The organism is Flavobacterium sharifuzzamanii (genome assembly GCF_003254585.1).
Classification (GTDB): domain Bacteria; phylum Bacteroidota; class Bacteroidia; order Flavobacteriales; family Flavobacteriaceae; genus Flavobacterium; species Flavobacterium sharifuzzamanii.
Window position 1 is genome coordinate 343330 of sequence record NZ_QJGZ01000036.1, and the last position, 19325, is coordinate 362654.

14 protein-coding genes are annotated in these 19325 nt (G+C 32.6%); 7 read left to right on the top strand and 7 right to left on the bottom strand.

The annotated features are described in order from the left end of the window. Positions 1-247 precede the first annotated feature (247 nt). Positions 248-940, top strand: a complete 693-nt coding sequence (locus DMA14_RS08230; RefSeq protein WP_111424259.1) for a hypothetical protein — start codon at positions 248-250, stop codon at positions 938-940. Positions 941-1030: 90 nt separating this feature from the next. Here the strand turns inward: DMA14_RS08230 and DMA14_RS08235 are convergent, their stop codons facing one another. The 7 genes from DMA14_RS08235 to DMA14_RS08265 all read right to left on the bottom strand — a co-directional run bounded on the left by DMA14_RS08235 (position 1031) and on the right by DMA14_RS08265 (position 6089). Continuing rightward, positions 1031-1468, bottom strand: coding sequence for an acyl-CoA thioesterase (locus DMA14_RS08235; protein ID WP_073409155.1), 438 nt, complete (start codon positions 1466-1468; stop codon positions 1031-1033). 121 nt (positions 1469-1589) lie between these two features. Next, positions 1590-2063 carry a DUF1203 domain-containing protein gene (locus DMA14_RS08240; protein ID WP_111424260.1) on the bottom strand — a complete coding sequence of 158 codons (474 nt, stop codon included), beginning with the start codon at positions 2061-2063 and terminating at the stop codon, positions 1590-1592. 74 nt (positions 2064-2137) lie between these two features. Beyond that, entirely contained in the window at positions 2138-2599 is a 462-nt protein-coding gene (locus tag DMA14_RS08245; protein ID WP_111424261.1) for an SRPBCC family protein, read from the bottom strand. Between the two features lie 54 nt (positions 2600-2653). Further along, on the bottom strand, positions 2654-3121 hold the full coding sequence (locus DMA14_RS08250) for a hypothetical protein (protein ID WP_111424262.1): 468 nt from the start codon (positions 3119-3121) through the stop codon (positions 2654-2656). Positions 3122-3165: 44 nt separating this feature from the next. Next, positions 3166-4443 (bottom strand): Na+/H+ antiporter, encoded by a 1278-nt coding sequence (locus DMA14_RS08255; RefSeq protein ID WP_111424263.1) that lies wholly within the window; start codon positions 4441-4443, stop codon positions 3166-3168. A gap of 95 nt (positions 4444-4538) precedes the next feature. After that, complete coding sequence (locus tag DMA14_RS08260) at positions 4539-5042, bottom strand: rhomboid family intramembrane serine protease (RefSeq protein ID WP_111424264.1); 504 nt, start codon at positions 5040-5042, stop codon at positions 4539-4541. Between the two features lie 3 nt (positions 5043-5045). Beyond that, on the bottom strand, positions 5046-6089 hold the full coding sequence (locus tag DMA14_RS08265; protein ID WP_111424265.1) for a hypothetical protein: 1044 nt from the start codon (positions 6087-6089) through the stop codon (positions 5046-5048). Positions 6090-6564: 475 nt separating this feature from the next. Here DMA14_RS08265 and dnaK point away from each other — a divergent pair, with 475 nt between their 5' ends. From dnaK to DMA14_RS08295, 6 genes are all read left to right on the top strand, one after another. Then, on the top strand, positions 6565-8448 hold the full coding sequence (dnaK, locus tag DMA14_RS08270; protein ID WP_111377066.1) for a molecular chaperone DnaK: 1884 nt from the start codon (positions 6565-6567) through the stop codon (positions 8446-8448). A 192-nt stretch (positions 8449-8640) separates the two neighbouring features. Then, positions 8641-9714 (top strand): magnesium/cobalt transporter CorA, encoded by a 1074-nt coding sequence (corA, locus tag DMA14_RS08275; RefSeq protein ID WP_111424266.1) that lies wholly within the window; start codon positions 8641-8643, stop codon positions 9712-9714. Positions 9715-9778: 64 nt separating this feature from the next. Beyond that, a complete protein-coding gene (pta, locus tag DMA14_RS08280; RefSeq protein WP_111424267.1) occupies positions 9779-11872 on the top strand; it encodes a phosphate acetyltransferase in 2094 nt (697 codons plus the stop codon). 163 nt (positions 11873-12035) lie between these two features. Further along, the gene (locus DMA14_RS08285; RefSeq protein WP_111424268.1) at positions 12036-13220 is read left to right on the top strand and encodes an acetate/propionate family kinase; all 1185 of its coding nucleotides are present in this window, start codon (positions 12036-12038) and stop codon (positions 13218-13220) included. 104 nt (positions 13221-13324) lie between these two features. Further along, a complete protein-coding gene (locus DMA14_RS08290; protein ID WP_111424321.1) occupies positions 13325-16069 on the top strand; it encodes a helix-turn-helix and ligand-binding sensor domain-containing protein in 2745 nt (914 codons plus the stop codon). A gap of 244 nt (positions 16070-16313) precedes the next feature. Continuing rightward, on the top strand, positions 16314-19322 hold the full coding sequence (locus tag DMA14_RS08295) for a SusC/RagA family TonB-linked outer membrane protein (RefSeq protein WP_111424269.1): 3009 nt from the start codon (positions 16314-16316) through the stop codon (positions 19320-19322). Positions 19323-19325: the final 3 nt, after the last annotated feature.

Here is a 19325-nt window from a genome sequence, read left to right on the forward strand (position 1 = left end):
AAACCTAACCATTTTTAAAACAAAGCTTAAAATCTTAAAGTTATCAGAAAAATAACTTTTGAAATGATTTTGTTGTTTTTAATGTCAATAATCGATGATTTATTAAAATTTTACCGATTAAATGATGCTGATTATGAAAATAATGTATTTTAACGAATAATGTAGCACTTCAAGGGACTTCTTTTATTAATAGGAAAAATGTATGTAATTTAGTATCAGAATGTTGTAAGCCTTAAATATTAGTATTATGAAAAAGACAATACTTTTGCTCCTGCTAACAGTCCCCACATTTGCCCAAGAACTCAATACTTTTGATTTCGCCGTTATAAATTCGACCTTAATTTCTGCAAATATTGACCTCGATAAAGGCCGGAGCGTTGTCGCGGCAAATCAAGATCAATATTCGGCTTATTTTCAGTACGCTCTTACGCTGTGTGAAGACGATATTATTTTTGGCGCCGGAATTGACAAATCTGAAATCGATCGTACCTATGTGGGGTATATCGGTAAGATTTGCGATAAATTTAGAGCTACAATTGGTATAGGATATGTCGATTCTAGAAGCGGTTATGAGGGAACTTTTACGGGTTTTAGCATTTCATGGCATTTTTCTGAAAATACTTATATCGGTGGAAACTTAGAAAATTTACATTCGTCAATAATTGATTATGATACAGACGAAAGTTTTGATTATTATAAAAAACTGGTTCCCAAAGTTTTTGGAAGTTATGAGATTATTCCACATGTGATTGCTTTTGGACAATTGAGTTCGAGAGTAAATGATATTGCTTTAAAATATCAGGTTCGCCGATTTTCTGCGGGAGGATTTTATTCTGGACATTCGTTTGGAGGGATTTTCGGAACTTTGAACGTTGGACGTTTTGCAATTTCCTGCAGTACCACTTTTGAAAGAGTAAACTTTGGATTAAAGTTTGAGTAACGAAATTAAAAATAAAGTTTGGTTAAGAGAAAAATCCCAAAGACAATATCAGCAATTGTTTCTGGGATTTTTTATTAGGTTATTGCTGGTTTATAGCCCAACAAAATCATCGCTTTTTGGGAAAATACTCAAAGCTTGAATTGCAATTTCTGGAGTAGGAGAAGCCAATTTTCTAAGTTTGGTATCCATCCATGCTCCGTCTACTGTAATTGTAGCGCAAAGTGTATCATCTTCTCTTCTAAATTCGTGAATGATAGACCAGCGTGAAGCATCAGCTTTCATTTTTGAAGTTTTGGTATGAATGAATATTTTGTCTGAAAGTTTTAATTCTTTTCTAAAAACACATTCTTCTCTAAACAAAACAGGCCCAAAACCTTGTGTCTGCATTACTTTTAAAGTTAAGCCTAATTCTTCTAAAATTTCGATACGATGCTGCGCACCAAAATCGTAATAAGCACTGTGACGAACGTGAAAATTTGGGTCAAGATCTGACCAGCGGAAAGATATTTCTTTTATAAATGAAGCCATTTTTAATATTGATTTTATTGAAAAACCGAAATTACGAATAAAAAATAAACGAATATCATAAAATTACTATGCGTGCATATTTTTTTTTCTTCATTTAGATGTGAAAAGAAACATTTTCCAATTACGCTCTTTCTACTAAACAATTATAACAGCCAGGTCTCGCATTGTGAATATGGATGTAATCTATTTTTTCGTTTTCAAAAATTTTGATAATGCTTTCTTTGAGAGTATTTCCTTCAACTACAGACGCTTCTTTCATTATGCCATTTTTATCGTAACTACGCAGCGAAAGTAATCTATGATTAAACATAAGCGGAATCTGGTTCATTTCGAATGCAGGTGTAGTGACTTTCTTTCGTATAAAAATTGGTCCGCTTGCTTGATAAGGTGAGGTTGTTTGATGATGTTTGTATGGCAATAGAATGACTTCTTCGCCTATTTGAGCATCTTCTAAGCTAACTCTGCAGGGAAAACCTGGGAATTTATCGACTGTCATTCTGATTGCGCCGATTTTTTCTAGTTCTAAATCTGTTAATTCGAAGTAGCCTGAAAATTCTGTATGATTTAAAGACTTGATTTTAAAATTTGCTTCCATAATTTTTTTAAGCAAAAATCATATTTGTTAGGAAGCAAAAAAATCCAAATCTTGCTATGTTTTTAATTGACGTATTATAATGTCATTTTAGCTAATTCAACTTCAAGCTTATCAAAGTTTTCTTCATTTTTATCAACTACATATTGTTTGAGTTTTTGGCATTCAGCTTCAGTTTCAAAAAGCATTTTGAAAACTACTTTGGTTTCATTTTCAGAAATGGCTTCAAATGTTGTCAGAATCTGAAAAAGCGGTTTCGAATGGCGTTTCCACGCAATAAGATTGGGCTTGTCTATTTTTATGAATTCGCATTCATTTTCAAAATTTCCCCTTTCTGGGCCATGCATGGTAAATTTCCATCTTCCGCCTTCGCGAAAATCAAATTCATGAAACGTATTGGTAAAACCTTTTGGTCCCCACCAATTTTTCAAATGTTCAGGATTGCTCCATGCTTTAAAAACAAGTTCTTGAGGGAAATTCAAAATACGCGTAGTAACAATTTCTGAATCTGGGGTTGTCGAAAGAATCTCTGAAGTCATTTTTTTAAGTTTTAAATTAAACAAAAATTCACGGTTATAAAATTACGTCTATTTTTAAATACTTTCAAGATTGTCCCATTCGTATTCTATTTTATTAATTTTCATGAAGTATGGAATTAACAGCAGAATTTCTAGTCTAAAAGAAAAATGATCTTTTCCTGCACTAAAAGGGAGTATAAAAAGAGAAGCAATACATATTGCAATCCCAACTATGGCATCTATTTTAGCAATCATGATGGCGTTGGGCTTTTCAAACCAAAGAGAATATGCTGCAAATCCTTTTAAGAGCATAATAGAAATTATAAAAATTCCGGTTCCAGAATAAGCGGTATCGGTTGCGAATCCGTAAAGAGATAAATTTACGTTTGGAACAAAAAGATTTGTAATAAGAGAGCCTATTGCACATATAGCCATAAACATAAAAATCCAGCAGAAAACTTTTATCCACCAAGGCAGAAGTTTACGTCTTATTATTTCTGGTTTTTCAAATTCATCAAAATTGCTCTTTAATTCTTGTTCCATAGTTTGTTTTTGGTTTAGATCGATTGGTTAGATATATTTTGAGTTTAATTTTTAAGCTGTCTTTTTTCTTCTATTTCGTTTATTTTTTTGACAATCCATGGGAGTGTCAATCCTTGGCCAATTAAAGTAAGAAGTACAACTGCAATAGAAATGAAAATAATAGCATTTCTGAGCGGAAATGGCGTTCCATCTTCTAAGAATTTTGGCAATCCAATTGCAATGGCCAACGAAACAATACCGCGCATTCCTGACCAGCTTATAATTAAGCTGTTTCCGAAGTCGAGAAGAGCATTTTCGCTTACTTTTCGCTTTTTCTTGTCATTATTTCTAAAGGCCTTCTGAAGGTTTATTTTTTGAAGAAATATTCGGACCATTCTCGTGAGCAATGCTACAATTGTTATTATTACTGCATAACCAATATAAGGCAAAATCATATCACTTTCTATATCTTCTAATACATATCTGAAATTGAGTCCGATTAAGATAAAAATCAATCCGTTGAGTAAAAATATAACAACGTCCCAAAGACTTTTGGAACTGTTTTTTAAGTGCTCAGGAAAAACTTTATTGCTTAAACGCGCCATTGCCAAACCTAAGAAAACAACTGCTATAACTCCAGAAACGTGTAAATGCTCGGCAACAAGATAGGTGACAAAAGGCATTAAAAGCATAAAACTCACAACGACATTAGTGTTGTTTCTGACCGTTCTTAGTATGATCCCTAATATTTTCCCCATTACCGCACCTACCAAAAAACCTCCTCCCAATAAGAAAACAAATTGAAAAGCGGCTTTCCAGATTACAAAAGTAGCACCCATAACCGCAGCAACTGCAAAATGATAGGCAACCAATGCTGAGGCGTCGTTTATTAAGCTTTCGCCTTCGAGTATGGTTAAAGTTTTTTGAGGTATTCCGAGTCCTTTTGTAATGTTTATGGCAGCTACAGCGTCGGTGGCTGAAAGTACAGCTCCAAGTACAAACGATAAAGGCCATATCATGCCGGGAATCATATAATGGGAAACTACTGCGATCCAAAAAGTAGTGAAAAAAACTAATGGTATTGCTAGTGAACTAATTGTGCCTATATTGGTTTTAAAGTGTTTTGGCGAAATATTAAAAGAAGCATCATATAAAAGCGGAGGAAGAAAAATCAGAAAAATGATTTCAGGATTGATTTCTATTTCATTGATCGTTGGAATAAATCCAATGGCAACTCCAACAATTACAAGTAGAATCGGGTAGGGAAGTTTGGCTTTGTCTGCAAAAGCTGATAGTCCTATTACGATGGCGAGAATAAAGATGATAAGGCTGTAGTTTTCCATTCTTTTAATTTTGAGAAAGGCTAATGTAAAAAATATTGTTTCAACTGTTTATTTGCTTGACAGAAAAGATTCTATGCACTTGATTTGTCTTGCTCTTAATGCTCGATTTTGTTTTTCATAGATTTACTAATTATTATTCCAATGATAAAACCACTCAGAAGACCACCAATATGAGCCGCATTATCAATTCCGCCAGCTAATCCCATAATTAAATTATAGCCAATAAAAATTAATGTTGTAGTTAAAAATGTTTTGCTAAAATCTGGAGGAAATACATTTCTTAATAATAAACTAAGAAATAAACCGTAAAGCCCAAAAATAGCACCTGAAGCACCTATGCTTACCGTTGCTTCATGCCACCAAATACTCGCACAACTTGCAAGTATACCAGTAATCAAATATACGACTAGATATTTTGTTTTACCTAATACAGGTTCAATGAATAAGCCAATAAACAAGAGTCCGAACATATTTGATACTAGATGAATTAAACCACCATGAAGAAAAATGTTTGTTAAAAGTCGCCACCATTGCCCATTGATTGTAAATGGTCTGAAGTTTCCTCCCCAGTTTAATAAATCTTGTCCATTAAAAGATATAAATCATAAACCCGCTATAGCCATTATTAAAAAAATCAGGATGTTTACATATATTAAAATTGGCGTGATGAAGTAGCCTTCTCGCGGTTTTAAAAAATCTAAAAACTCTTTCAAATCTTTATCTTTAGATGTTCCATTTTTAAAGCGTCTTAATTCTATTTCATTACATTTTGGAATTAATACCATTAATAACCAAACAATATTACCAATTAAAAATGTTCCAATAAGCCAATAAAGAGTATCTCCCTTTCTGTTTTCAAATGGTTTATTGTTTGAGATAAAAATGATAGAACCTTCGGTATTTATTTTTGTGATTTTTTTTAGTGCCATTTTGTAACCATCACCAATATCGGAATTGCCAACTCTTTCCAAATAAACGAAATCACTTAAATCCTTTTTGTCAAATTCATATTGACTAAATTTTAAGAATTCCTCATATCTTTTTTGTTTGTCTCTTTCATCAAGTCTATTGCTCATACGGTCTTCATATTTTACTCCTAACCAATATTTGCAACTTGTATTTGTTATATCATTTTTTTTATCAAAAATGGGTACCACTACAGATAAGTTTATATATATGTCGTTATTTCTTCCGCCAGTTTCAAAAGTAGTATGGGTTCCGATTTTTGATTTGTCTAAATAGAAACGTTTGACTTTATAGTATTTTGCAGGTTCTTGTTTTGAAATTTGGCTGATAAAATCGATTTGACTTAATTTTCCTGTTGAGTTTTTTAAATAATCTTGGGCTATTAGAGTAGGGCCTGCAATAGCAAGCCAAAGAATCAATAAATAAAGGTCGTTATATGTTTTTCCGTTGGAGTTCTTTAGTTTCAAAATTTTTAATCGTGGTCGAAAAAAGAATAATACAGGAATTAGTGGAAGTATAAATGGAATACCAAATTCAACAATAATTTCCTTTACAGAAAATAATTGCAATTTGGTCAGTAAAAACCAATTAAAAAAAGTATAAAAACTACAAAAGGCAATTGAAATAATTAGAAAAGGGATATACAGTATTTTGAGTTTCTGTATTATATTTTTATTCATAAAATTTTATTCGATATAACTATTTAAAATCCAAATCTCAATGAATCTTCAAAAATAGTCTTTTTCTTATTATTTTATCTATGGTTTTTAAATTTTGAAATAATATGTTTTTCTTATTTGAAATATGGTAGAGGTTTTGTTTTAATTATATTTAGGATGAAGATTTGTGAAAGGATCGTCTATAGTTCTTATGAAAACAGATGCCTAGCCCCGATAGAAGCGACATCCTTTTGTGCCGGGGTTCGGCATAAAAGATATAGCGATTAGCGGGAAATAGCTTCATAATTACTTCATAATGACATGAAAAAATAGGTCATGCCATGATTGTCAGGTTTTAAAAATGTCATGTTGTCAGATTGTTTTTAGGGCACTGACGCTAAAACTGACAATTTTATTTGGTTTTTTATATTGGCACAAAGATTGACTTATGCCACCTGAGTTATTAAAATAAAATCAAAAATTAAATATATAAAAAATGGGTAAAATAATCGGAATTGACTTAGGTACGACGAACTCTTGTGTTTCTGTAATGGAAGGTAACGAAGCAGTTGTTATCCCTAACGCAGAAGGAAAAAGAACTACACCATCTATCATCGCTTTTGTTGAAGGTGGAGAAATTAAAGTAGGTGATCCTGCAAAAAGACAAGCAGTAACTAACCCTACAAAAACGATTGCTTCTATTAAACGTTTTATGGGACACACTTTTGCTGAAACTCAAGAAGAAGCAAAAAGAGTTCCTTACAGTGTTGTAAAAGGTGACAACAATACTCCACGTGTGGATATTGACGGTCGTTTATACACTGCTCAAGAATTGTCTGCAATGACACTTCAAAAAATGAAAAAAACTGCTGAAGACTATTTAGGTCAAACAGTAACTGAGGCAGTTATTACAGTTCCTGCTTACTTTAACGATGCTCAGCGTCAAGCTACAAAAGAAGCTGGTGAAATCGCTGGTCTTAAAGTTATGCGTATCATCAACGAGCCAACTGCTGCTGCACTTGCTTACGGATTAGATAAAAAAGGAAATGATCAAAAAATTGCTGTTTACGATTTAGGTGGAGGTACTTTTGATATCTCTGTTCTTGAATTAGGAGACGGTGTATTTGAAGTATTATCTACAAATGGTGATACTCACTTAGGTGGTGATGATTTTGACCAAGTTATTATTGACTGGTTAGCTGACGAATTCAAATCTGAAGAAGGAATTGATTTACGTTTAGATCCAATGTCTTTACAGCGTTTGAAAGAAGCTGCTGAGAAAGCTAAGATTGAATTATCATCTTCTGCTGAAACAGAAATCAACTTGCCATACGTAACTGCTACTGCTTCTGGACCAAAACACTTAGTGAAAAAATTATCTAGAGCTAAATTTGAGCAATTATCTGATTCTTTAGTAAAACGTTCTATGGAGCCAGTTGCTAAAGCATTAAAAGATGCAGGTTTATCTACATCTGATATCGACGAAGTAATCCTTGTAGGAGGTTCTACTCGTATGCCAAGAATCGCTGACGAAGTTGAAAAATTCTTCGGTAAAAAAGCATCTAAAGGTGTTAACCCTGATGAGGTTGTTGCTATTGGAGCTGCTATTCAAGGTGGAGTTTTATCTGGAGATGTAAAAGATGTATTGTTACTTGACGTAACTCCTCTTTCTTTAGGTATCGAAACTATGGGTGGTGTATTGACTAAATTAATCGAGTCTAACACAACTATCCCAACTAAAAAATCTCAAGTATTCTCTACTGCTGCTGATTCTCAACCATCTGTTGAAATCCACGTATTACAAGGAGAAAGAGCTATGGCTGCTGATAACAAAACTATCGGTCGTTTCCACTTAGATGGTATTCCACCAGCACCAAGAGGAGTTCCTCAAATCGAAGTAACTTTCGATATTGATGCTAATGGTATCATCAAAGTTTCTGCAACTGACAAAGGAACTGGAAAATCTCACGATATCCGTATCGAAGCTTCTTCTGGATTAACAGCTGAAGAAATCGAAAAAATGAAAAAAGATGCTGAAGCTAACGCTGATGCTGACAGAATCGCAAAAGAAAGAGCTGAGAAATTGAACGAAGCTGACAGTACTATTTTCCAAACTGAATCTCAATTGAAAGAGTTAGGAGATAAATTAACAGACGATCAAAAAACAGCTATTGAATATGCTTTAACTGAATTGAGAATGGCTCACCAATCTCAAGATCTTGATGCAATCCAAAAAGGATTAGACAATGTAAATGCAGCTTGGAAAACAGCTACAGAAGCAATGTACGCTCAAGGAGGTGAAGGACAACAAGCTGCTCCACAACAAGAGCAGTCTTCTGGAGATAACGTTGAAGACGTTGAATTCGAAGAAGTAAAATAATTCTTTAGTATTAAGTAATTAGTACAAAGTATTAAGATAGAAACCGAGTCAGAAATGACTCGGTTTTTTTATGGTATAGTTTTGTGTAGAGACGCACTGTAGTGCGTCTAACTCTAGGTTTTCCACAAACTGATAATTGTCATTTCCCATTCAGATTCTTTTTCGTAATATTACTATTGTAAATTTTCATGAATGAGAAAGATTAAATACAAGAAAGGACGCAAGCTGCAACATATTACTTTAGAGTACACTGGCACGCATAGAGAGCACGAAACAGAGATGCAGCTTTTTGTATATAATGACGCAGATGTTGTCGAATACGATAAGTTTACTGTCTTGGCTCTAAATTCTTGTTTTGATTACACAAAAAATAATTGGCTCAATATTCATGGACTTCATGATATTAATCTTATAAAAACGATTGGTGCTCATTTTAAGTTAGATGATTTTCTTCTTGCTGATATTTTAAATACTACCAAAAGAACCAAATTAGAAGATCAGCAAGAGATTTTGTTCTTCAATATAAAATCACTTCTTCCTTCTGAATATTCGGATAATATTAGTGTTGAACAATTAAGCTTTATTTTGAAAGACGGAATCTTAATTTCTTTTCAAGAAAAACGAAGCGACTTCTTTACGCATATCCGAGAACGTTTACGTACGCATGCAGGAATAGTTAGAACCAAAAAGGTAGATTATCTCTTGTATTTGCTTTTAGACGCTGTAATGGAAAATTTCTACATTACGTTGGAAGATGAAGAAGATAAAATCGAAGACTTAATCAATTTGACTAAAAAAGAGGCTAAACCAGTTATTTTGGAGAAAATTGAAAATCATCGTGATAATTTGAATTTCTTAAAACGTTCTATTGTGCCACTTCGAGATTCACTTTATTATTTGAAAACGAAGAAAGATGATGACGAAGATAATGGTTTAATCCAGAAGGAAACTTTTAACTTCTTTATTAGACTACATCAAAAAAGCTTGGAGCTTTTGGATCAAATAGAATCAGATATGAGCGCTTTAGAGAGTGCTTCTAATTTTTATTTTTCGGAACAAAGCCGAAAAATGAATGAAATCATGAAAACGCTGACCATTATATCAGCTATATTTATTCCGCTTACTTTTATAGTTGGAGTGTACGGAATGAACTTTGAAAACATGCCAGAACTCAAAATGCAGAATGGCTATTTTATAGTCATGGGCGTAATGTTTTTGCTGGTAATTGCCCTAATCATTTATTTCAAAAAACGACGTTGGTTCTAGTCCTGTTTCACATTTGAAAAACTTGATTTTTGTAAATTTGGTATTTAGAATAAAATAAATAATTATGAGTAAAGCAATATATATAGCCACTAGTGACCATAATAGCGGTAAATCAATTATCACGCTCGGGTTGATGAGTATCTTAATTGGTAAAACTGCCAAAGTAGGGTATTTTAGACCTATAATTGAAGATTTTGTCGATGGTGAAGTAGATAATCATATCGAGACCGTTTTGTCGTATTTTAACCTTGATATTGCGTTTGAAGATGCTTATGCTATTACCAAAAGCAGATTAATCAAGAAAAAAAATAAAGGTAAAATAGGAGAGGTTCTGGATCTGATTATTGAGAAGTATAAAAAACTGGAAGAACGATTTGATTTTGTTTTGGTTGAAGGAACCAGCTTTACGGGAGAAGGAACTTCAATCGAATTAGATCTGAATGTTTTGATTGCCAAAAACCTCGGAATTCCAACTATAATTGTCGGTTCTGGAGTTGGTAAAACCTTAGAAGAACTTTTAGATAGTTTGTATTTAGTTTATGATTCCTTTAAAGTAAAAGAGGTTGAAGTTTTATCTGTTTTTGCGAATAAAGTACAGCCCGAGAATATTGAACTGGTGACAAAAAGTTTGCAAAAAAGTTTGCCATCAAATGTTTTAATAAATACAATTCCGCTTATTTCGAGTTTGAATAATCCAACCATGCAGGAAATTGTAAACGAATTGAATGCCAAAGTTTTGTTTGGAGAAAATTATCTGAATAACGAGATCGGACATTACAGTGTTGGGGCAATGCAACTTCATAATTATTTGGTGCATCTGCACAATAATGCTCTTGTAATTACTCCAGGAGATCGTTCAGATATCATTTTAGGAGCATTACAGGCAAATGAATCGGCAAATTACCCGACGATTTCAGGAATTATCCTGACAGGAAATATTGTTCCAGAAGAAAGTATTTTAAAGCTTATTGAAGGACTTTCGGCGATTGTTCCGATTATTGCTGTAGATGGAGGGACTTACCACATTACAAATAAAATAGGCTCTATAAAATCGGAGATTTACGCCAACAATACGCATAAGATTGAAACCTCAATTAATACTTTTGAAAAGTACGTCGAAATTGAAGCTTTATCGCAAAGAGTAATTACTTTTCAGCCTGAAGGTATGACGCCAAAAATGTTTCAGTACAACATGGTTAAAAGAGCCAAACAGCACAGAAAACATATTGTATTGCCAGAAGGAAACGATGACCGAATTATTACAGCAGCATCAAGATTATTGGACATGGATGTGGTAGATATTTCGATTATTGGAGATAAAAAACAAATAGAAAGTAAAGTTGCGGAACTTGGACTTACATTTGACTTTTCTAAAGTAAACATCATTAATCCGATCGAATCTGAAATGTATGAGGATTATGCTAATACGTACTACGAGCTTAGAAAAGCCAAAAACGTAAGTATTACAATGGCAAGAGATTTAATGGAAGATGTTTCGTATTTCGGAACCATGATGGTGTACAAAGACCATGCAGACGGAATGGTTTCTGGAGCGGCTCACACTACACAGCATACGATTTTACCAGCACTACAATTCATTAAAACTAAACCTAATTCATCTGTAGTTTCGTCTGTATTCTTTATGTGTCTTGAAGATAGGGTTTCTGTTTTTGGAGATTGCGCTATTAATCCAAATCCAACAGCAGAACAATTGGCAGAAATTGCAATTTCCTCAGCAGAATCGAGTTTGGCATTCGGAATTGAACCAAAAATAGCAATGCTTTCTTATTCTTCTGGATCATCAGGAAAAGGAGATGAGGTTGATAAAGTTAGAACTGCGACAGCAATTGTAAAAGAAAAAAGACCAGATTTAAAAATCGAAGGGCCAATTCAGTATGATGCAGCAGTCGATCTTAGTGTTGGAAAAAGCAAAATGCCAGATTCAGAAGTGGCAGGACAAGCAAGCGTATTGATTTTCCCTGATTTAAATACAGGAAATAATACATATAAAGCCGTTCAGAGAGAAACGGGAGCTTTGGCAATTGGTCCAATGCTACAAGGTTTAAACAAGCCTGTAAACGACTTAAGTCGTGGCTGTACTGTGGATGATATTATCAACACAGTTGTCATTACAGCAATCCAAGCACAAGGAATGTAAATAATTGTGAATTGTTAATGGTAAATTATGAATTTACTTTGCCTTAAAATTTGCTTTTATTTCAATTTTAATTCGAGATATAAAAATTATAAAATAAAAAGTTTTGAGTCTTAAAAAAAACTCAACACCTTAGAAACTTAGCATCTTAGTACCTTTAAAAAAAATGAAAATACTAATTATAAATTCAGGGAGTTCTTCAATTAAATACCAATTAATGGTAATGCCAGAAAACGAAGTAATCTGTTCTGGAATGATTGACCGAATTGGCTTAGAAACTTCAAATATTACTTTTAAAACTGCTGTTGCTTCACGAGAAGAAACGCTTGCGATTCCGAACCATAAAATAGGTTTGCAGAAAGTAGCCAATATGCTTTTAGATCCTGAAAAAGGAGTAATTAAATCGACTTCAGAGATTGCTGCTGTCGGGCATCGCGTAGTGCATGGCGGAAGCGATTTTAGCGCAACAGTAAAAATTGATGAAAAAGTTAAGGAAAAAATCAAACAGCTTTTTGAATTGGCGCCTTTGCACAATCCTGCCAATTTAGAAGGAATTAATGTGGCGGAAGAAATATTTAGTTCTGCAGAACAAATTGCTGTTTTTGATACTGCCTTTCATCAGACTATGCCAGAAGTAGCATATAAATATGCGATTCCGAATTATCTTTTAACAGAAAACAAAGTACGTGTTTACGGTTTTCATGGAACGAGCCACAAATATGTTTCTGAAAAAGCAATTAATTATTTAAAAGATAATTCTAAAATAATTACCATTCATTTAGGAAATGGCTGCAGTATGGCTGCAGTGAAAAACGGAAAATGTATTGATACTTCAATGGGGTTTTCACCTTCAAACGGTTTGATTATGGGAACCCGTGCCGGTGATATTGACCAGTCTGTTGTTTTTTATATGATTAAAAATTTGGGGTATACTCCAGACGAAGTAAATGCTGTTTTGTTGAAACAAAGCGGTATGCTTGGGCTTACAGGTTACAGTGATTTGCGTGATATTGAAGCGGAAGCTGAAAAAGGAAACAAAGACTGTCAATTGGCATTACAAATGAATGCTTATAGAATTAGAAAAACAATTGGAGCTTATGCCGCAGCTCTGAATGGATTAAATGCAATTGTTTTTACTGCAGGAATTGGAGAAAACTCATCTTATATGCGTAATTTGATTTGTACCGATATGGATTATTTCGGAATTGAAATTGACACAGGAAAAAATGAACTGCGTTCTAAAGAATTAAGAGAAATAAATTCGGAAAAATCTATTGTAAAAGTTTTGGTTGTTCCAACGGACGAAGAATATGAAATTGCAAATCAGGTTTTTCAATTGCTTGAAAATTAGAATATTTTATCCTAACTAAATTACAGGCTCCTTTCTTATGGAGCCTTTTTTATGCTTTCAGTTTAAGTTTTTTGTCAGTATCTTTGAATTTAAAAAATAATATCTTGAAATCGATAATTTTAAAATCCGTTTTCTTCTTTTTCATCGCTTTACAACTTCAAGCACAAGAATTACTTCCCTTTGTTGAAAATTACAGTAAATCTGATTATCAGGGAGATAATCAAATTTGGAATGTTGTGCAAGGAAACGATAATGCCATGTATTTTGCAAATAACCATTATTTGCTTCGTTACGACGGCGTAAAATGGGAAAAATATACACTTCCAAATAAAACTATTATTCGATCAATTCTGATTGAAGGAGATAAAATATATTCTGGGTCATATAAAGAATTTGGTTATTGGTACAGAAAAGATGGTACCATGCATTATGTTTCTATTACCAAAAATCTCAGATTATTTGATGAAAAAGATAATGAAGAGATTTGGAAAATTTTCAGATTTAATGGCTCTCTCTATTTTCAATCTTTTAATGATGTTTTTATTTATAATGGAAAAACAGTTAAGAAAATTAAGTTTCCTTTTCTTATTTCATATTGTTTTGGAGTAGATAAAAATTTATACGTTGCTTCTGTTAAAGATGGAATTTATAAAATGAACGGTAAGTACATTTCCAATCCAAAAGGATGGGATGTTTTAAAAAATACCGTTGTTCACGCTATAGAAAAGTTTCAAAATACGACTTATATTTTTACACAAAAAAAAGGTGTTTTCATTGTAGAAAAAAATGGATTGAGAAGCTGGGAACATCCAATAAATGAAACTTTAAAAGCTGCAACCATCAACGTGGCAAAATTTGTCAAAAATGATAAGCTGATTATTGGAACTGGAAATCGCGGAATTTACATTTTAGATTTGAAAAATAATTCCTATAAAAATATTGAGCGCAATAATGTTTTAATGAATAATTCGGTCCTGAGTATAGGATTGGATAAAGAAAACGATTTGTGGGTTGGTTTAGATAATGGCATTGCTCATATTGAGGTTAATTCTCCTATTTCTTTCTTTTATGATAATTCTGGTCTTTTAGGTTCTGTTTACGCTGTAGCGGCAATTAATAAAGGTTATTTAATTGCATCAAATCACGGTATTTTTGAGTATAGTGCAGGGAAATTTAATATGATGCCTACTACGCAAGGGCAAGGCTGGAATATTTCTCTAATTGATGGAAAATATATTATTGGTCATAATGATGGTACTTTTTCATACGAAAATAATACTCTAACGAAAATAAATGGTGTTAGCGGAGGCTGGAATATGTCTAAAAGTAGTATCAACAATACTTATTTTCAATCGACTTATAGCGGTATTTTAGTTTATGATGATCCATCAAACATGTCCCATTATAAGATTATCAAAGATCTGGCAAAACCTATAAAGTATGTTGCTCAAAACAAGAAAAATGAAATTTGGGCTGCCGATAACTATCGTGGCTTGTACCGTGTTTTGCTAGATGATAATTATAATACATTAAAAGTTGAAAATGTCACGCAGCAAAGCAAAATACAAAATGATTTTGGAATAAAGATTTTTGAGTTTAGAAAAGAAATACTTTTTCTAATTAATAACTCTTGGTACACATATAATTCTATATCTAATAAATTGGAAGAAAATGAATTGTTTAATACAAATTTCAGAAATGTAACAGATGTAGTTTCCATAGACGAAGATCATTTTATGGTTTTGCAAAATGGAATCTTGTATCATATTTATGCTCAAGGAAACAAATTCGTCTGGAATATTATTCAGGAGAAATATTATAAAGGAAAATTGATTAATGAAAATCTAAGAATTTTCAAAAAGGACAATTATTATTTGTTTAATCTAGATGACGGTTTTATTTCTCTTAAACTCGAATACGAAAACAAACAAAATTCAGAAGTAAAAATTGAAGCATTTAGTAATGATGTTTTAGTTCCGAGCGAAGAGAAAATTAAATTCAATACCGAATTAAAGATTAATGTTATTTCCGGAATTTATGGAGCGAGTAAGCCAAATTTATTTTATAAGCTAGACAAAGAAAAAGATTTCATTCCAATTTCAGACGGATTGATTGTTTTGAATAATTTGAGCAGTGGTTATCATGCAGTAGAAATATTCAAACACGATGGAGCTACTTATGATGCAGTTTCCTCGTATAAATTTAAAGTTGCCGAACCTTGGTATTTTTCATTTTGGATGATTTTGCTGTATTTTCTAGTTATTGGAGCAGTTTTATTCTTTTATTATAAATGGAACAAACTTCGTTATATGCAAAAATTAAAATTGCAGGCTGAAGAATTAAAACATCAAAGAGAAATTCTTGAAATGGAATTGAAAAAAGAAAACGAACTTAATATCCAAGAATACGAAAAACACATTTTGGAATTAGAATTGCAGGCAAAATCTTCTGAAGTTGCTGGCAAATCATTATCAATTGCCAAACAAACTGAAATGATTGATAAAATTCAAGGTATTTTGGAAAGTGAAAAAGACTTCAGTAAACTTAAAAATGAAATTAGAAAAGCTATTAAGATTAATGAAGTAAATAAACACGAATGGGAAACATTTGAAACCAATTTGAATCAAATTCATAATGAGTTTATTATTAATCTGTCTAAAAAATATCCGCACCTAACTCCAAAGGATATCAAACTATGTGTTTATCTTAAAATGAATCTTTCTTCTAAGGAAATTGCTCCTATGATGAATATATCATTTAGAGGCGTAGAACTGCATAGATATCGCCTTAGAAAGAAGCTAAACCTTACTCAGGACGAAAATCTATCTAAGTTTTTATTAACTCTGTAAGATTCCATTTTATTTTTTACAGAATTTATATTTTTCCATATCATTTTTTATATAATTACGATACATCATTACTACATCATAATGTTATGTTAAACGAATTTTATTAACATTTATAGTGTTGATAATCATTGTTATAGGATTAAATTTTAACACATTGATGTAGCTATGTTGTAGTGGTGTTTGATGTACTACAACGTTGTAATTGCTTAATTTGGCTCTACTAACTTAAACGATTACGTACTGTATGAAAAATTTTATTTTTAGCTTTTTAGCGCTCTTGCTGCTGCCTACATATATGATGGGGCAAGCTCAAGCAATTAAAGGAAAAGTAGTAGACAGTAATGGAATGGGAATTCCAGGAGCAATTATCGCTTCAGCTGATGCTAGAGCTACTGCAGATGCAGATTTCGACGGAAACTTTACAATTAATGCAAAACCTGGAGATATTTTAAAAATCTCTATGTTAGGCTTTGATGCGGTTTCTGTACCGGCTACAGCCGCACCAATGACAATTACCTTAAAAGAAGCGGGTGATACTGCTTTAAAAGAAGTAGTTGTAATTGGATACGGTACAAGAAAGAAAATTGATAATACTTCGGCGGTTAGCTCAATTAAGTCCGAAGAAATTACCAAAATGAAAGTAATGAATGCTTCACAAGCCATTCAAGGTAAAGCTGCAGGGGTTCAGGTATCTACTTCAGATGCGCCAGGAAGTACACCTTCAGTTGTGATCAGGGGAGCTGGTACTGCATTAGGAGGAAGAAATCCTCTATATGTTGTAGATGGTATGCCTACTGACAATATTAATAACATTAATACTAATGATATTACATCTTACGAAGTATTAAAAGATGCTTCTTCATTAGCTATTTATGGTACCAGAGGTGCAAATGGTGTAATTATGATTACAACCAAAGCAGGAAAAGGAAAACTTACTGTAGATGTTGAAAGTTTTGCAGGAGTTAGATCTCCGTTAAAAACTGTAAAAATGGCAAATGCTGATGAGTATGTTCGTTACAGTAACGCCGCTTATAGCAACGATTTTCCACAAGGTAGATTCTCTGCTAATCAACCATATAACACAAATTGGTTAGACGCAATTACAAGAACAGGGTCTTATACTCAGAACAATATTGCAATCTCAGGATCTTCAGAAAATGTAAAATACTTTTTTAGTGTTGGAAATTATGAAGAAAAAGGAATTTTAAATGGTTCTGATTACGGACGTACGACATTCAGAAATAATAATGAGTTTAAGCTTTCTGAAAAAGTTAAGTTGAGCCAAAATTTTAGTGTAAGTAATATTAAAAATACGCCAATGCCTTTGAGCGCATTTACAAATGCTTACAGACAATCACCATTAGTTCCTGTTCGTTATGCTGACGGTAAATATGGAGTGCCATTTATTTCAAACGGAATAGTATCTGAAACGGGTACATCTTTTAATAATGTTGGAAACCCAGTAGCTCAATTAGATTATACAAATGAGCAACAGCAATCTGTAACTTTACAAGGTGGATTAAAATTAGATTGGGATATTCTTAAATCTTTGAAATTTACTTCACAATTCAACGGAGAGTTTTATACTTACAAACAGTATAATTATGTAGACAATATAGCACTTTGGTTATCTGCTGATCCAACACGTGTGGTAGAAAAGTATCCTTCAGATTTAAATAAAAATACTTTAACAAGAAACAGAGATCAATATTTTAATTGGAACCTGTCTAACTATTTAACATATAATAAAGTATTTGCAGAAATTCACGATGTAGAAGTTACAGCTGGTATTGAGGCGAACGTGCAAGGTACTAGAGAAAAGTTAACTATTGACAGAAAGAATGTAAATGCAAATTCAAATTATTGGTCTTTAAAAGATGTTAATGTTGCAGGTACAGTTACAGGTTTAAAAGATGAAGCTTTAAATGAAAGACGATTAGCATCTTATTTTGCTCGTTTTCAATATAAATTATTAGATAGATATTTAGTTACAGGTACTGTAAGACGTGATGGATCATCACAATTTGCTGAAGACAAACGTTGGGGGACATTCCCATCAGTTGGTTTAGGTTGGGTAGTTTCAAAAGAAAGCTTTTTAAGTAATGTAGAGCCAATTAATTTATTAAAAATTAGAGGTTCTTGGGGTAGATTAGGAAATCAAAATGTACCTCTTAATACACAATTGTTAACTTCTGGATTGGATTATTCAGGTTTAGGTTCAGGTACTACAATTAACTCTCAAGTAGATCCAAATTTATCTTGGGAAATAGTTGAAGAACTTTCAGGAGGTTTTGATTTTGAAGTATTGAACAGCAGATTAAAAGGATCATTTGATGTATATGATAAAAATACAACAAATACAATTTTAAATGTTAAACCTTATTCAACTTCTGGAATTACACTAGCTACGCCTGCACATGTTGGAGAAGTATCTAATAAAGGTTATGAGATTTCTTTGCGTTGGGATGATAAAATTAACGACAACTTAAGTTACTGGGTAGGAGGAAATTTCTCTCATAATAAAAATGAACTTACTAGCCTTAAAAATGTTCAGTTAAATCCAATTATTGGAGGAAGTTTAGGAAATAGTCAAAATACTAAAATCCTTGATAATACTTCTGTAGGCCAGCCATTAGGAAGTTTTTTCATGTATGAGTATGCAGGTGTTGACCCAACAAATGGTCAAATGTTATACTACAAAGCAGATGGGTCTAAAGTTGCTCAGACAGGGTTAGATGAACTTAAAGACAAAAAATATGTTGGTTCTCTTTTACCAACTTCTAATTATGGAGTTAGTCTAGGATTGAATTACAAAAACATTGATTTTTCTGTTGATGGTTATGGAACAGGAGGAGCAAAAGTTTATAATGGAAAAAAAGCACAAAGATTTGGAGGAGAAAATGTAGAAGCTACTATGGCTAATGGTTTTTGGACACCAACGAATACTACATCTTCAATTCCAGCACCTTCTAATTTAGTTCCTTATGCTTCAACATATTATTTAGAATCAGCGGACTTCTTTAGAATCAATAACATCACTTTAGGATATAAACTTCCATTAAGAGAAAACAACTTTATTAGCTATTGTAGATTATATGTAAATGCAATTAACCCATTTATCACACAAAAATTCTCTGGATTTTCACCAGATGTAGTTTCTGATGGTAAGTTAGTTGAAGGTACTCAAGGTGTTGAGCTAGATGCTTACCCTTCATTGAGATCATTTGTTGTAGGTGCAAATTTAAAATTTTAATAT

Coding starts and splice junctions, on each gene's coding strand:
- DMA14_RS08255 (WP_111424263.1), bottom strand. CDS start 4,443: ATGGAAAACTACAGCCTTATCATCTTTATTCTCGCCATCGTAATAGGA.
- DMA14_RS08235 (WP_073409155.1), bottom strand. CDS start 1,468: ATGGCTTCATTTATAAAAGAAATATCTTTCCGCTGGTCAGATCTTGAC.
- DMA14_RS08245 (WP_111424261.1), bottom strand. CDS start 2,599: ATGACTTCAGAGATTCTTTCGACAACCCCAGATTCAGAAATTGTTACT.
- corA (WP_111424266.1), top strand. CDS start 8,641: ATGAGAAAGATTAAATACAAGAAAGGACGCAAGCTGCAACATATTACT.
- dnaK (WP_111377066.1), top strand. CDS start 6,565: ATGGGTAAAATAATCGGAATTGACTTAGGTACGACGAACTCTTGTGTT.
- DMA14_RS08230 (WP_111424259.1), top strand. CDS start 248: ATGAAAAAGACAATACTTTTGCTCCTGCTAACAGTCCCCACATTTGCC.
- DMA14_RS08250 (WP_111424262.1), bottom strand. CDS start 3,121: ATGGAACAAGAATTAAAGAGCAATTTTGATGAATTTGAAAAACCAGAA.
- DMA14_RS08240 (WP_111424260.1), bottom strand. CDS start 2,063: ATGGAAGCAAATTTTAAAATCAAGTCTTTAAATCATACAGAATTTTCA.
- DMA14_RS08285 (WP_111424268.1), top strand. CDS start 12,036: ATGAAAATACTAATTATAAATTCAGGGAGTTCTTCAATTAAATACCAA.
- pta (WP_111424267.1), top strand. CDS start 9,779: ATGAGTAAAGCAATATATATAGCCACTAGTGACCATAATAGCGGTAAA.
- DMA14_RS08265 (WP_111424265.1), bottom strand. CDS start 6,089: ATGAATAAAAATATAATACAGAAACTCAAAATACTGTATATCCCTTTT.
- DMA14_RS08295 (WP_111424269.1), top strand. CDS start 16,314: ATGAAAAATTTTATTTTTAGCTTTTTAGCGCTCTTGCTGCTGCCTACA.